Source organism: Streptomyces sp. NPDC004838 (genome assembly GCF_053600955.1).
Genome location: NZ_JBSGAW010000017.1, coordinates 80,492 through 93,295 on the forward strand (window position 1 = coordinate 80,492; position 12,804 = coordinate 93,295).

A 12,804-nucleotide genomic window follows, 5' to 3' on the forward strand; every position below is an offset into this window, starting at 1 on the left:
GTGTGTTCATCGGTACGGGCGGCCCCGGGGCCGAGGGGCCGGGCCTGCGGAAGCCGGTCCGGCCCGCCGTACCCGGTCCGGGCCGCTTCCGTGCGGCGGGCGCGTCCCGCCCGGGCGCTACGCTCCGATCACGTCCTCCAGCTCCTGCATCAGCCGGCGCTTCGGACGCGCGCCCACCATCGACTTCACCGGTTCACCGCCCCGGAACACCATCAGCGTCGGCATGGACAGCACCGCGTAACGGTTCGTCGTCTCGGGATTGGCGTCCACATCGATCTGGACCACCTTGAGGCGATGCTCCTCCTCCCGGGAGATCGCGCTCAGGACCGGCGCGATCTGACGGCACGGCGGGCACCAGTCCGCCGTGAACTTCACCAGCACCGGCCGCTCCGACGTCAGCACCTCCGTGGCGAAGTCCGTGTCCGTCACGACCGCCACGCCTTCTGCCTGGATCATGTGTCACTCACCGAGACCTCTCCGAATTCGCATCGTGGTTCCGGGCAGCCGGTCAGCGATTCCGCCTCGGCCCGTGCGAGCTGCGCGCCGACCTGGGCGCGTACGGAGCCGAGACGGCCGATCAGTTCGTCGAGTTCGCTGATCTTGGCCCGGTAGACGGCGATCGAGGCGGGGCAGGAGTCGCCCGAGGGGTGACCCGCACGCAGACACTCCACGAAGGGGCGGGTCTCCTCCAGCTCGAACCCGAAGTCCTGGAGGGTCCGGATCTGCTGGACGAGACGCAGGTCGTCCTCGTCGTAGACGCGGTAACCGTTCTCCGTGCGCCGCGCGGTCAGGAGTCCGCGCGACTCGTAGTAGCGCAGGGTGCGGGTGGTGGTCCCCGCCCGCTCCGCCAGCTCGCCGATTCGCATGCGGCGACCGTAGACGTTGACGCCGGGGTCAGGGCAAGGCCGACCGCGGCATCGCCCGCGCCCGCGTCGTCGGCACCACCTGGTCCGGCCGCCGCTGGACCTCCTCGATCAGCGATGCGGACAGGTGCGGAGACAGCTCCAGGACCTCGTCCACGACGTGAGCCGTCAGGCCGGAGCCGCGGGTATGGACGCGATACCCCAAGTCGGCGGTGGTGGGCGGTTCATGACGGGCGACGGATACACGTGCAGGGAGAACCGCCGGTACCTCGCTCGCGGGCAGTTCGGTTCCGTGGTGTTCAGCGAACCAGACTCGCTGGTAGCCGAGTTCGTCCAGACGAAGCACGGTTTAGCTGGTCGCGTCGAGCGACTCGGCGGCTGTCCGGTTCGACTCCGCGATCACAAGATCCAGAGCGGATAGCGGGATGTCCATGATCGAAATCTCCCTGCGGCGGGCTGTGGCATGAGGGCGCGGGCGACCCTTCGCAGCTCGAAGTGGGCCAGGAAGGGCTCCAGAGCCGTTCGAGGGAGTCCTGGACGGAAACCAGCAGCATGGCGCGCTAAGGGCTGCACACGCTGGGTGATCGCGGTCAGGACTCGCCGGGCTCTGGGGAGACCAGCAGAAGCCGCTCCAGTTCGCATCCGATGCAATCGGCGGCGGTCGTATCAGCAGTGCAGCGGTTGGTGACGAGAATAATCGTGAGAGGCGAGAGGGCCCTGGCGAGGAGGCGGATTCCGGGGCCCCAACTGAACAAGCAGGCGCTTGAGTCGGCGGAGGTATCTCGCTCGGGGATCAGCCGAGCAGTGCCGTTGCTTCGACCTCGACGAGCACATCCGGCTCGAAAAGGCAGTCGACGCCGATGAGCGAGGCTGGCGGCATGGGGAGCCGGAGCCCAATCTCGTCGGCGACGGCCTCCACGCCGACCATGAAGTCGCCGATCTTCTCCGGGCTCCACTGGGTCACGTAGAACGTGAGGCGCAATACGTCGGCGAACGATGCGCCCGCTCCCTCCAGTCCGATGGCGGTGTTGCGCAGGGCGTGAGCGACCTGCCCGGCCAGATCGCCGGGCGCGACGGGGGTGCCGTCGGCCTGGCGTGCGACCTGCCCGCTGACGTGGACGTGCTTCGTTCCGGTGCCCACGGCCACGTGGTGGTACGGGACCGGTTGCAGCATGCCTTGCGGCGTGAAGTGGTGAACAGCCATGACTGTTTTCTCCTCCGCGGTAAGTATCCGTAAGCTACCTAGTTGAATAGGGACACTTCAACGAGACCAGGTTTCGCCATGGATACCGCCTACGAGTTCCGCATCGAACCCCCGCACCGCGAACTGCTCGACCAGATCCTCGACAAGTGGTCGCTCAGTGTCCTCAACGAGCTCTGCGAGCGTCCCTGCCGCTTCAACGAACTGCGTCGGGCCATCCCTCAGGTCACACAGAAGTCGCTGACCGCGACGCTCCGGCGACTCGAACGCAATGGCGTGATCGAGCGCGAGGTCGTCTCCACCCGCCCCGTGGCGGTCAGCTACCGGATCACTCCGCTCGGCAAGACCCTTCGGCCTCCGATCGACGTGCTGCTGGCCTGGGCCTCACAGAACATGCCCGCCATCACGCGTGCACGCACAACCTTCGACGCGCAGGAAGAAAGCTAGTGTTGTGACCGGAACAGTTTCACCGACCCGGTATCCGCCTCTCCCGCCTCAGCCCGGCCCTCCCGAACTGTCGCGAAGTGACAGGCGGCTCTCCGCAGCCGTGTGCAGGAGAACCGACTCCACAGCCGGCCACGCAGAACGCTCGGCTGGGAAGCTCAGCCGAGCGTCTCGCTGAGCTCGGGGCCGCAGCCGAATACGGCGGAGGTCGTCCGCACGGCGGCGGCCCGGCTGTTCGACGGGCCCGAGCGCCCTGACGCCGTCCTCGTGCTGCCGCAGTGGCTGGCCAACGGGATCGTCCAGGGAGCGCACGTACGCAACCTGTCGATTCCCGGCGATCTACTGGTCGCCGTCGGCGTGGACAGCGACCAGGCGCAGTCCACCGAGACCAGGCGCAGTCCACCGAGACCGCGCTGACGGCGGTCGACCTGAATCCCAGGGGGACCGCGATCAGCGCGGTCAACCTGTTGCTGGAGCGCATCGAGGGCGTCACGAGCGACGCGCCGGTCTCGATCACGCCGATCCTGCGCGCCCGCGCTTCGACGATGCGAGGCGCGGGCCGGGCGAGGAAACGCCGACCGGGCGAGCATGGTCCGTCCCAGCCTCGCTGACCTCGGGCTTCCGTCCCGTCACAGCTTCCGGCCGACGGCTCAGCCGTGCGACGCGGGGCGTCGCCCGGATCTCCGTCAGGACGTCGCCGGTCGCCCCGCGTGATCGGCCCGGAAGCGCGCCACCTGCTCGACACCGCGCGGGCCCTGCCGCCGCGCGAGACGGAGTGGGACATGATGAACTCCGTTCCCGCCGGTCACACCGGCCGCCTCGACCCCTCCGTGCCCGGGACGTACCGCGAGTACCTCGCCGCGGCCGACGGCGGCATCTTCAGCACCGTGGTCTTCTTCGAGACCAGGTACGCCGCCGGGAACCAGTTCCTCGCCGACACCATGGAGGGGCCCCGGTCGCCCTCGGCCGGAAGGGCTGCTGGGGCGCCGCCCCCCCCCCCGGAGGCCGGCCCGTCCGCGGGGCGGGGCCGACGCGTCGGTCACGGGGTAGCGCGGAGCAAGACGAATGGGCGTACGAATCCAGCCGTTTCGGAGATCGGGCTGCCAACGGGTCGCCGGAAGCGGAAACTTGAGCGGCAGCGCGGGCTCGCCGCCGGCCTGGAGCAGACGAAATGCCCATGCACTTGTACGTCAATGTCATTGACGAGAGCAGGAGTGTCCGGATGGCCCGCTTGCGCTTCTCCCGACCTGTAACCCTTGCCGCCGCGACGGCAACCGCCCTGCTCCTCATGGGCTCGGCGCCCGTTGCGGTGGCCGAACCCTCCGAACTGCCGCGGACCTCACGGCTGCTCCCGATCCCGCCGGGAGGGCTCCACAGTTTCGTCAAGGGGCTGAACAGCAGCGGCACGGTCGTCGGCGACTACTACGTGGAGGGCTCTGACGGGCCGCTCGCGATCCGGTGGAACGCCGGCCGTCCCGGCTACACCCGTCTGGCGCCGCTGCCCGGTGAGCGGTTCAGCCGCACGACCGCGCTCAGCGACCGCGGATGGGTGGTCGGCCTGTCCTACGACAGCCTGCCCGACTCCCACCCCGTCCGCTGGACACCGGGCGCCACCCCGACGCGGTTGCCCCTTCCCGCCGGGTCTCGCGGCGGCAACGCGTCGGCCGTCAACAACTCCGGGGTCGCGGTCGGCGACGCGTCCGAGGGAAACAACCGCTCCCACCCCCTGCGCTGGCGGTCCGACGGCAGCAGGACCGACCTGCCGGTGCTGCCCGGCGACGACAGCGGTACCGCGACGTCGATCAACAACGCCGGCACGGCGGTCGGTTGGACCGAGAAGCGCGACGGCACCGATGGCCCCGCGCACCCCGTACGCTGGAACGCGGCGGGTGCCGTGAGCGCGCTGCCCCTCCCGGCGGGGTTCGTCGGAGCCCGGACGAGCCAGATCACCGACGATGGCGTGGTCCTCGGTCACGGGCGGCTTGCCGGGAGCACCGAGTACGACCGGGTCCTGGTGTGGGCGGCCGACGGCACCGTCCGCGACGCCGGGCGCGGGCGGGGATACGACGTCAACCGGGCGGGCACCGCCGTGGGGGCTTCGCTGGAGGACAACCCGAACGGCGACCCGGCCCGCTGGAACGCGAACGGCACCCGGACCGTGCTCGCCAATCCGGCGGAAGCGGCCGGGGAGGTGCTGGCGATCAACAACCGGGGGACGGCCGTCGGGTACGCGTGGCCGCCGGCCGGTAACCCCGCGTTGGACAAGGCCCTGTTGTGGAAGCCCGACGGTACGGTCGTCCCGCTGCCGCCGTCGTCTCTCGGTCCCTACGCCGCGGCGTTCGCGATCAACGACGCCGGAGTGATCGCCGGATTCTCCGTCGGCACCGATGGCGCCGGCACCGCGACGACCTGGCGTGCGACCGTCTGGAAGCGCTGACGCCGGCCGCCGCCTCGTCGCTCCGCATGACCCGTTCATCAACGGTTTCCAGCAGCCGAGCGGCACGGGGCCCTCAGCCCTCCCGAAAGTGCGGCCCGACGGCTGGTGAAGTCGCACCAGCGGACTTGAGGCCGGGGGCGATCAGTCGTTTCCCGGCCTCAAGTCCGCTGTGGTCAGCCGACCAGCATTCCGTGTGGGCCTGCCTGTGTCACCGGTGCTCCTTGACGAGCTGTTCTGGAGACGGTCGGACAGTCGTCCATGGCTGTGGGAGCTTCCGCCTCCTTCAGGAGCGCTATGAGCGAGACACGGGCGCGGGCCACCCGCGAGCGGACGGTGCCGATGGGATCGCCATGACCGTGGTGAGGGCCCAGGCCATGTTACGGAGGGTGCCTCCGTCGGTCTTCGGGTGACATCGTCGCGCGCGGCGGGCGGCCTGGCGAGCGCGCGCCGTCTCAGCCGAGCGCGGTCCGCTGGGGGGTGCTGTCGATCGTCGCGACGGCGGCGAGGGCGCGGGCCATGGTGCGGGCGGCGTCGGTGAACAGGTGGTCGTGGACCCGGCTGCCGATCAGCGTGTGAGCCTGCTCGCGGGTCAGGCCGAACCAGTCCATCACCGTGTCCAGACCGTGCGGGGTCAGCCGCCACAGTTTGTCGGCGTCCTTGACGAGCGAGTCGTTGAGCGAGAGCGAGGTGAGCCGGGAGTCGTGGCCGTCGATGATCTCGACGATCTCGGCCGTCTCCGCGGGATCGTGGCCGAGACGGCCGAGGATGTCCGCGGCGATCGCCGCGCCTTCCTTCTCGTGGCGAATGACGAGGTCGTGACGGCCGGCGCCGGGGCGAATGGCCTCGAGCACCACGTCGGCGGGCACCTTCGACCAGCCGGTGTCGTGGAGGATGATCGCGGGCAGGACGACGTCCCGGTCGGCTTCGGTGCAGGTCGCACAGCGCCGCGGCGATGCCGTAGGAGTACGCGGTGTGGCCGTCGTTGCCGCGTACGTGGAGATGATCGACGGCCAACTGCCAGACGGCGTCGTCCCGGGGCCGGAAGCCGGCGGTGCCGGGCACGCTCGCGGGGTCGGGGAGGAAGCCGGTGACGTCGTCACCGAGCTGGTTGGCGGTCGGGGCCTGACGGGGCAGTGCCATGCTCATCGCCCTCCCGGCCAGCCGGTGTATGCCTCGGCGAGGTAGGTCGATCCGGCGGTCGAGCCGGTCACCGCGGCCAGCTCGCCTTCCTGGCGCCGGACGTCGAACGGGGTGGCCCCCGGCAGCGTGTGCAGCATCGTGGTCATCCAGTAGGAGAAGTGCTGGGCCTTCCAGACCCGGCGGAGCGCCCGCTCGCTGTAGGTGCGCAGCGGGGAGGTGTCACGGCCTGCGACCGCCCGCTCCAGTTCCTCGGCGAGCACCCGCACGTCGGCGAGGGCCAGGTTGAGGCCCTTGGCGCCGGTCGGTGGCACCGTGTGCGCGGCGTCGCCGGCGAGCACCAGCCGCCCGTGGTGCATCGGCTCCTGGACGAAGCTGCGGAACGGCAGCACGGTTCTGGAGGTGATCGGTCCCTCCTGGAGCCGGTGGCCGTTGGCCCCGACCCGGGACTGGAGTTCGTCCCAGATCCGGTCGTCGGACCAGTCGTCGGCGTTCTCGGAGGGGTCGCACTGGAAGTACATGCGCTGGAGGGTGTCGGTGCGCTGGCTGATCAGCGCGAAGCCGCGTGGCGAGTGGTTGTAGATGAGCTCCGGCGCGCTGGGCGGCGCCTCGGTGAGGATCCCGAACCAGGCGAAGGGGTATTCGCGGAAGTACTGGGTGCGCTCGGTCTCCGGCACCTGGCCGCGGCACAGGCTGCGCGACCCGTCGGCGCCCACGAGGAAGTCGGCGCGGACCTCGTGGCGGGTGCCGTCGGCGTCGGTGAACCGCATGACGGGCGAGTCGGAGACGAGGTCGTCGACCGACACGTCGGTGACGCCGAAACGGACGTCGCCGCCGTCGCGTTCGCGGGCGTCGGCGAGGTCGATGAAGACGTCGGTCTGGGGGTAGAGCTGGGCCGAGGCGCCGACCAGGCCCTGGAAGTCGATCCGGTGACCGCCGCCACCGAAGGCCAGTTCGATGCCGTCGTGACGGTAGCCGTCGTGGTGCACCCGGTCGGAGACGCCGCTGTCGACCAGCAGGTCGACCGAGTCCTGCTCGAGGATCCCGGCGCGGTGGGTTTCCTCGATGTCCCTGCGGCTGCGCAGGTCGACGGCCACGGATTCGATCCCGGCACGGGCCAGCAGGTGGGAGAGCATGAGTCCGGCGGGGCCGGCCCCGACGACGCCGATCTGTGTGCGGCTCGGGACGCGCGAGGAGGACATGGAGGACATGGCCGCATTCTCGGACGGTTCGGTCCGTCCAGGCCATGGCGCTCTTCCGCCCAGTGGAAACCGGTCAGTCGACGGCCGGGCCCAGGAGGCTGCGTCCGATACCCCGCGCCGCCACCTGCAGGGCGCTGACCAGCCGCGCCTGGTCCCGCTTGAGGCTGGGTACGACGACGCCGAGCGCCGCCACCACGTCGCCGTCGGCGCGGATCGGTACGGCGACCGAGCAGGCGCCCAGCGTCATCTCCTCCACCGTGGTGGCGTAGTCGTCCTCGTGCACCTTCTCGAGCTGGCGGCGCAGCGGGCCGGGCCGGCTCACCGTGTAGGGCGTGATCCGCGGGAGGGCTGCGAGCACCTCGGCCTGGACGTCGGCCGGCGCGTGCGCGAGGAGCACCTTGCCGACGCCCGTCGCGTGCAGCGGCAGACGTGAGCCGATCGTGCTGACCACCGGCACCGAGGCGTGTCCGGAGAGCCGGTCGACGTACAGCGCCTGCCTGCCGTCGCGCACCGCGAGGTGCACGGTGGCGAGGGTCGCGCCGTAGAGATCGTGGAGGTAGGGCGAGGCGATCTGCCGCAGGCCCGTGTGCACGGGCGCGAGCAGGCCGATGTCCCACAGCCGACGCCCGACGACGTACTCCCCGGATCCGGTGCGGCTCAGCGCGCCCCATGCGACCAGTTCGCCCACCAGCCGGTGTGCGGTCGCGACCGGGAGGCCGGCGCGGGTAGCGAGATCGGTGAGGGTGAGTCGCCGATGCCGCCTGTCGAAGGCCCCCAGGACCGCCAGCGCGCGGCTGGTCACCGAGCGGCCGGGACTCGCGGCGTTGCCTGCCATGGCCGACACGTTTCCATCCAGTGGAAGCGGATGCAAGCCAGTGCGCCGGTTTCGTGGCTACGGTCCCTGCGTGACCCCAAGCCAGCAGACGCACACCGCGCCGCTGACCGACCCCGACTCCGCGTCGGTCGGCCAGGCCGGCATCAATGCCGAGATGGCCGCGATCAGCGAGGAGTACGAAGCCGTCGGGACGGCCGAAACCAGGACCCGCCTGGACTACGCGCCCTACCGCAGCAGCCTCCTGCGCCATCCCACCAAGGACCTCCACCACGCCGACCCCGAGACGATCGAGCTGTTCGCCCCGGTGTTCGGCCATCGCGACGTCTCCCGCCTGGAGTCGGACCTGACCGTCCAGGCCGACGGTGAGCCCGTGGGCGAGAGGATCGTGGTGACCGGCCGGGTACTCGACGGCGAAGGCCGACCCGTACGCCACCAGCTGGTCGAGATCTGGCAGGCCAACTCCGCCGGCCGCTACATCCACAAACGCGACCAGCACCCGGCGCCGATCGACCCGAACTTCACCGGCGTCGGCCGCACCCTCACCGACGGCGACGGCCGCTACCGCTTCACCACGATCAAGCCCGGCCCCTACCCGTGGAAGAACCACCACAACGCGTGGCGCCCGGCGCACATCCACTTCTCGCTCTTCGGCACCGAATTCACCCAGCGTCTGGTCACCCAGATGTACTTCCCCGGCGATCCGCTGTTCGCGCTCGACCCGATCCTCCAGTCGGTCGTCGACCCCGCCGCCCGCGCGCGGCTCGTCGCGGCGTACGACCACGATGTGACGAGCCACGAGTGGGCCACCGGCTACACCTGGGACATCGTGCTGACCGGCAGCCGTCGCACCATGATGGAAGAGGACTCCGTATGAGCGCCCCAGCCCCCACCCCGGGCCAGACGGTCGGCCCGTTCTTCGGATACGCGCTGCCGTTCGACGGCGGCGCGGAGCTGGTCCCGGCCGGTCACCCGCGAGCGGTCCGCTTCCACGGCACCGTGTACGACGGCACCGGCGCGCCGGTGCCCGACGCCCTGGTGGAGCTGTGGCAGGCCGACGAGAAGGGCACCGTGCCACGGGCCGAGGGGTCGCGGGCCCGCGACGGATGGACGTTCACCGGCTTCGGGCGCACACCGGTCGACGACACCGGCCACTACTCCTTCAGCACGCTCCGCCCCGGTGCGACCGGCGGCCGGGCGCCGTTCTTCGCGGTCACCGTGTTCGCCCGTGGCCTGCTCGACCGGCTGTTCACTCGGGCCTACCTGCCGCTCGACGGCGAAGCGGCGGCTGCCGACCCGCTTCTCTCGACGCTGTCGGACGAGAGGCGCGCCACGCTCGTCGCGCGGCCCGACGAGCACGGCTTCGTCTTCGACATCCGGCTCCAGGGGCCCGGCGAGACCGTCTTCCTCGACTTCGGTGACCGTTGATGGCGGAGCTGCTGTGGCCGGGTGACCACCGGGCGGACGGACACCTCGGCGACGGGGAGGTGATCCGCGCCATGCTGCGGGTCGAGACCGCGTGGCTGGCGGCTCTGGTCGAGGCGGGGGTCGCCCCTGTGCAGGCCGCGGTGGACCTGACCCGGTGCGTCGGCGACATCGATCCGGCCGCGCTCGCCGTGGCTTCCGAGGCCGGCGGCAATCCCGTGATCCCGCTGCTGACCCTGGTCCGCCGACGTCTCGGGGACAGGCATCCCGAGGCCGCCCGGTGGGCGCACCGCGGGCTGACCAGCCAGGACGTGCTCGACACCGCCCTGGTGCTGGGCCTGCGGGACGCCGTCGACACCGTGCTCCGGCAGGTGGACGCGCAGGTCGGGTCCCTGGTCGAACTCGTCGAGCGGCACCGGGCCGACCCGATGACCGGCCGCACGCTGACCCAGCACGCCGTCCCGATCACCTTCGGCCTCAAGGCGGCCCAGTGGCTTCAGGGTGTGCTCGACGCCCGCGACGACCTGCGGGACACCCGCGACAGGCTGCCGGCGCAGTTCGGCGGCGCCGCGGGCACGCTCGCGGCCCCCGCCGAGCTGCTGCGGCTCACCGGCGGGCGTGGTGACGCGGTCGCGCTGGCCCGTGCGGCCGCCGCCCGGCTCGACCTCCCGTGGGCACCGCCGTGGCACTCCGTCCGCGCGCCCCTCACCCGGGTGGCCGACGCGCTGACCCGGGCAACCGACGCCTGGGGCCGGATCGCCGGTGACGTGCTGGTGCTCTCCCGCACCGAGATCGCCGAGCTGGCTGAGCCCGTCGGGGAGGGGCGGGGCGGCTCCTCGACGATGCCGCAGAAGGCGAACCCGATCCTGTCGGTACTGGTGCGTCGTGCCGCTGTCACCGCTCCCGGTCTCGCCGCCCAGCTCCATCTCGCCGCCGCGATGGGCGTCGACGAGCGCCCCGACGGCGCCTGGCACGCCGAATGGTCCCCGCTCGTCCAACTCGCCCGGCACGCGCTGACGGCGGCGGCCCAGATCACCGAGCTGCTGGCCGACCTGCACGTCGACACCGGCCGTATGGCCCGGCTCGTTCAGGCCACCGGGTCGGCGCTGCTCGCGGAGCAGCGCAGCCTGGCGGGTCTCGTCGACGGCTCCCCGGAACCCGGCCTCGACCCGACCGACTACCTCGGCAGCACCGATGACCTGATCGACCACATTGTGGGACGCGCGCGTTCCGGAGGATGACCGATGACCACTGTGACCATCACCGGCGTGCGGCTCGGCGGGACCCCCGAACTGCCTCTGCTCGTCTGCGGCCCCTCGCTCGGCACCTCGGCCACGGCCCTGTGGTCCCAGGCCGCCGCGCTGCTCGACGACCACTTCCATGTCGTCGCCTGGGACCTGCCCGGCCACGGCCGCAATCGGGCCGAGGTCACCGGCGACTTCACGATGGCCGAGCTGGCCGAGGGGGTCCTGTCCTACGTCGACTCCCTGCTCGCCGAGCGCGGCGAGGCCGACGGGAGTTTCGTCTACGCAGGCGACTCGGTCGGCGGGGCCGTCGGCCAGCGGCTGCTCCTCGACCACCCGGGCCGGATCACCGCCGCGGTCCTCGCCTGCACCGCCGCACGGTTCGGCGACGAGAGGGCGTGGCGCGAGCGCGCCGAACTGGTCCGTACCTCCGGCACCTCGGCCATGGTCGAGGGCTCGGCCACGCGCTGGTTCCGGCCCGGCTTCACCGACGAGCGGCCCGAGGTCGCCCGCGCCCTGCTCCGCTCACTCCAGGAGGCCGACCGGGCAGGGTACGCCGCGGTGTGCGGCGCGCTGGCCACCTTCGACGTACGGGCCGACCTGCGTCGGATCGGCGCACCGGTCGTAGCTGTCGCCGGCGCCTACGACGTGGCCGCGCCGGTCGCCGCCGTCGCCGAGCTGGCGCACGGCGTCGCCGACGGTCGGCTGGTCGTCCTGGACCGGGTCGGCCACCTGGCCCCGGCCGAGGCGCCCGCGGACACCGCCCGGATCATCCGCCAGGCCGCCGGGCACGAGCCGGCCGGTGCCGCGCGGGGGCCGGCCGAGGACCGGGCCCGCGCCCTCGCCGCCCCCGGTCCGGTGAACGACCGCGCGGCCGGGATGGCCGTGCGTCGCGCCGTCCTCGGCAACGAGCACGTCGCCCGCGCCACCGCCTCCGTGACCGACCTGACCCGCGAGTTCCAGGAGTTCATCACCGACTACGCCTGGGGCGGCATCTGGACCCGGCCGGGGCTGGACCGCCGCAGCCGGTCGATGATCACGCTCACGGCGCTGATCGCCCGAGGCCACCACGAGGAACTCGCGCTGCACCTGCGCGCGGCCCGCACCAACGGCCTCACCGACGACGAGATCAAGGAGGTCCTCCTGCAGTCCGCGATCTACTGCGGCGTGCCGGACGCGAACACCGCGTTCCGTATCGCCCAGCGCACGCTCGACGAGCTGGACGGAAGGGAGGCCCAGTGAGCCGTACCCAGCGGGCCTACGTGTACGCCCGCTGCGCCTCGGCTTCGGCTTCCTGTGCGGCCAAGCCGCCCGAGGGCGCTGCCGCGGTACTCCGACGGAGCCGGCTCCCCCGCCTGGAGCGCGCGGCAGGCACGCCCCCTGCACGGTCATGACCACGTGCCGGGCGGTGCGCCAAGTGGGGCACGCCGCGAAGCCACGCGCGCCCGGAGCCTGTTGAACGCTAGACCGCCGACAGGGGCGACCCGTCTCACCGCCGTGCCGACGCCCGGCCCCTACGCGCCGCCATCGGCACGGCGAACACCGCCTGATGGGGGATCAGCGTCCCGGGCACTCGTTGAACTGCAGTTTGTGCCCGTCGGGTGCTTCAACGGTGGCATATGTCCCCCACGGTTCGACCGTGGGATCGGAGACATCAGCACCCCGTTGACGCAACTGGTCCACCGTGGCGGCGACATCCTCGGCCGCGAATGTCAGATACGCGCCCGCTCCCGGTGTCTTCCCGAAGCTGGCGGCTTCGGATCGGCCCCGAGCATGACCGCGGCGGCGCACCGCGGCGTGGCCGGGCTCGACGGTGCCGCCGAAGCCCTCCTTCTCCAGCGGCAACTGGTCCCGCAGGGCCGCGTTGTTGTACTCCCACTTGTACGACAGCAGCGGGCTGCCCGGCGTCGCGGGCACGGCCGACAGCGGGCGCAGGCCCGAATGGCCCCACAGGCACTCGGAGCGCGAGCGCTCGGGGACGATCCGCTCGGCGTCGCTGATCTCGTCGCGGTGGAGCCG

At 71.7% G+C, this 12,804-nt stretch carries 15 protein-coding genes and 1 pseudogene; 7 read left to right on the forward strand and 9 right to left on the reverse strand.

Annotation, left to right across the window (positions count from 1 at the left end; genetic code table 11):
• Positions 1–117: 117 nt before the first annotated feature.
• The 4 genes from trxA to ACWEFL_RS20285 all read right to left on the reverse strand — a co-directional run bounded on the left by trxA (position 118) and on the right by ACWEFL_RS20285 (position 2,067).
• Positions 118–456: a thioredoxin gene (gene trxA, locus ACWEFL_RS20270; RefSeq protein ID WP_451714349.1), complete on the reverse strand. Its 339-nt coding sequence runs from the start codon at positions 454–456 to the stop codon at positions 118–120.
• Positions 453–866, reverse strand: a complete 414-nt coding sequence (locus ACWEFL_RS20275; protein ID WP_451714352.1) for a MerR family transcriptional regulator — start codon at positions 864–866, stop codon at positions 453–455. Before ACWEFL_RS20275 ends, trxA begins: the two co-directional genes overlap by 4 nt.
• Positions 867–894: 28 nt before the next feature.
• Positions 895–1,209, reverse strand: a complete 315-nt coding sequence (locus ACWEFL_RS20280; protein WP_451714355.1) for a hypothetical protein — start codon at positions 1,207–1,209, stop codon at positions 895–897.
• 447 nt (positions 1,210–1,656) lie between these two features.
• On the reverse strand, positions 1,657–2,067 hold the full coding sequence (locus ACWEFL_RS20285; RefSeq protein WP_451714357.1) for a Rid family hydrolase: 411 nt from the start codon (positions 2,065–2,067) through the stop codon (positions 1,657–1,659).
• A gap of 78 nt (positions 2,068–2,145) precedes the next feature.
• On the opposite strand from ACWEFL_RS20285, the gene ACWEFL_RS20290 reads away from it, so the two are divergent.
• The 3 genes from ACWEFL_RS20290 to ACWEFL_RS20300 all read left to right on the forward strand — a co-directional run bounded on the left by ACWEFL_RS20290 (position 2,146) and on the right by ACWEFL_RS20300 (position 4,945).
• Positions 2,146–2,511, forward strand: a complete 366-nt coding sequence (locus ACWEFL_RS20290; RefSeq protein WP_451714360.1) for a winged helix-turn-helix transcriptional regulator — start codon at positions 2,146–2,148, stop codon at positions 2,509–2,511.
• Positions 2,512–2,613: 102 nt separating this feature from the next.
• Positions 2,614–2,925: a substrate-binding domain-containing protein gene (locus tag ACWEFL_RS20295; protein WP_451714363.1), complete on the forward strand. Its 312-nt coding sequence runs from the start codon at positions 2,614–2,616 to the stop codon at positions 2,923–2,925.
• An 805-nt stretch (positions 2,926–3,730) separates the two neighbouring features.
• A complete protein-coding gene (locus ACWEFL_RS20300) occupies positions 3,731–4,945 on the forward strand; it encodes a hypothetical protein (RefSeq protein WP_451714366.1) in 1,215 nt (404 codons plus the stop codon).
• A gap of 452 nt (positions 4,946–5,397) precedes the next feature.
• Here ACWEFL_RS20300 and ACWEFL_RS20305 read toward each other — a convergent pair whose 3' ends face one another.
• The 3 genes from ACWEFL_RS20305 to ACWEFL_RS20315 all read right to left on the reverse strand — a co-directional run bounded on the left by ACWEFL_RS20305 (position 5,398) and on the right by ACWEFL_RS20315 (position 8,119).
• Entirely contained in the window at positions 5,398–6,045 is a 648-nt protein-coding gene (locus ACWEFL_RS20305; RefSeq protein ID WP_451714369.1) for an HD domain-containing protein, read from the reverse strand.
• A gap of 42 nt (positions 6,046–6,087) precedes the next feature.
• Positions 6,088–7,293: a 4-hydroxybenzoate 3-monooxygenase gene (locus ACWEFL_RS20310; protein ID WP_451714372.1), complete on the reverse strand. Its 1,206-nt coding sequence runs from the start codon at positions 7,291–7,293 to the stop codon at positions 6,088–6,090.
• A gap of 64 nt (positions 7,294–7,357) precedes the next feature.
• Positions 7,358–8,119, reverse strand: a complete 762-nt coding sequence (locus ACWEFL_RS20315) for an IclR family transcriptional regulator (RefSeq protein WP_451714375.1) — start codon at positions 8,117–8,119, stop codon at positions 7,358–7,360.
• A 154-nt stretch (positions 8,120–8,273) separates the two neighbouring features.
• Between ACWEFL_RS20315 and pcaH the strand changes: the two genes are divergently transcribed.
• Genes pcaH through pcaDC form a run of 4 tightly spaced genes read left to right on the forward strand, consistent with a single transcriptional unit; the run spans position 8,274 to position 12,027 of the window.
• A complete protein-coding gene (gene pcaH, locus ACWEFL_RS20320) occupies positions 8,274–8,993 on the forward strand; it encodes a protocatechuate 3,4-dioxygenase subunit beta (protein WP_451714540.1) in 720 nt (239 codons plus the stop codon).
• On the forward strand, positions 8,990–9,544 hold the full coding sequence (gene pcaG / locus ACWEFL_RS20325) for a protocatechuate 3,4-dioxygenase subunit alpha (protein WP_451714377.1): 555 nt from the start codon (positions 8,990–8,992) through the stop codon (positions 9,542–9,544). Before pcaH ends, pcaG begins: the two co-directional genes overlap by 4 nt.
• Entirely contained in the window at positions 9,544–10,782 is a 1,239-nt protein-coding gene (locus ACWEFL_RS20330) for a lyase family protein (RefSeq protein ID WP_451714380.1), read from the forward strand. The genes pcaG and ACWEFL_RS20330 overlap by 1 nt, the downstream gene beginning before the upstream one ends.
• 3 nt (positions 10,783–10,785) lie before the next feature.
• The gene (gene pcaDC, locus ACWEFL_RS20335; RefSeq protein ID WP_451714382.1) at positions 10,786–12,027 is read left to right on the forward strand and encodes a bifunctional 3-oxoadipate enol-lactonase/4-carboxymuconolactone decarboxylase PcaDC; all 1,242 of its coding nucleotides are present in this window, start codon (positions 10,786–10,788) and stop codon (positions 12,025–12,027) included.
• A 315-nt stretch (positions 12,028–12,342) separates the two neighbouring features.
• Here the strand turns inward: pcaDC and ACWEFL_RS20340 are convergent, their stop codons facing one another.
• Positions 12,343–12,576 carry a VOC family protein gene (locus ACWEFL_RS20340; RefSeq protein WP_451714543.1) on the reverse strand — a complete coding sequence of 78 codons (234 nt, stop codon included), beginning with the start codon at positions 12,574–12,576 and terminating at the stop codon, positions 12,343–12,345.
• Positions 12,571–12,795 (reverse strand): annotated as a pseudogene (locus ACWEFL_RS20345) (cupin domain-containing protein); the annotation flags it as partial. The pseudogene ACWEFL_RS20345 and the gene ACWEFL_RS20340, both read right to left, overlap by 6 nt.
• Between the last annotated feature and the right edge of the window lie 9 nt (positions 12,796–12,804).

Bases quoted from the DNA above. Each gene is read 5' to 3' on its own strand.
- trxA (WP_451714349.1), bottom strand. From the start codon at position 456: ATGATCCAGGCAGAAGGCGTGGCGGTCGTGACGGACACGGACTTCGCC.
- ACWEFL_RS20275 (WP_451714352.1), bottom strand. From the start codon at position 866: ATGCGAATCGGCGAGCTGGCGGAGCGGGCGGGGACCACCACCCGCACC.
- ACWEFL_RS20285 (WP_451714357.1), bottom strand. From the start codon at position 2,067: ATGGCTGTTCACCACTTCACGCCGCAAGGCATGCTGCAACCGGTCCCG.
- ACWEFL_RS20290 (WP_451714360.1), top strand. From the start codon at position 2,146: ATGGATACCGCCTACGAGTTCCGCATCGAACCCCCGCACCGCGAACTG.
- ACWEFL_RS20300 (WP_451714366.1), top strand. From the start codon at position 3,731: ATGGCCCGCTTGCGCTTCTCCCGACCTGTAACCCTTGCCGCCGCGACG.
- ACWEFL_RS20310 (WP_451714372.1), bottom strand. From the start codon at position 7,293: ATGTCCTCCATGTCCTCCTCGCGCGTCCCGAGCCGCACACAGATCGGC.
- ACWEFL_RS20315 (WP_451714375.1), bottom strand. From the start codon at position 8,119: ATGGCAGGCAACGCCGCGAGTCCCGGCCGCTCGGTGACCAGCCGCGCG.
- pcaH (WP_451714540.1), top strand. From the start codon at position 8,274: ATGGCCGCGATCAGCGAGGAGTACGAAGCCGTCGGGACGGCCGAAACC.
- pcaG (WP_451714377.1), top strand. From the start codon at position 8,990: ATGAGCGCCCCAGCCCCCACCCCGGGCCAGACGGTCGGCCCGTTCTTC.
- ACWEFL_RS20330 (WP_451714380.1), top strand. From the start codon at position 9,544: ATGGCGGAGCTGCTGTGGCCGGGTGACCACCGGGCGGACGGACACCTC.
- pcaDC (WP_451714382.1), top strand. From the start codon at position 10,786: ATGACCACTGTGACCATCACCGGCGTGCGGCTCGGCGGGACCCCCGAA.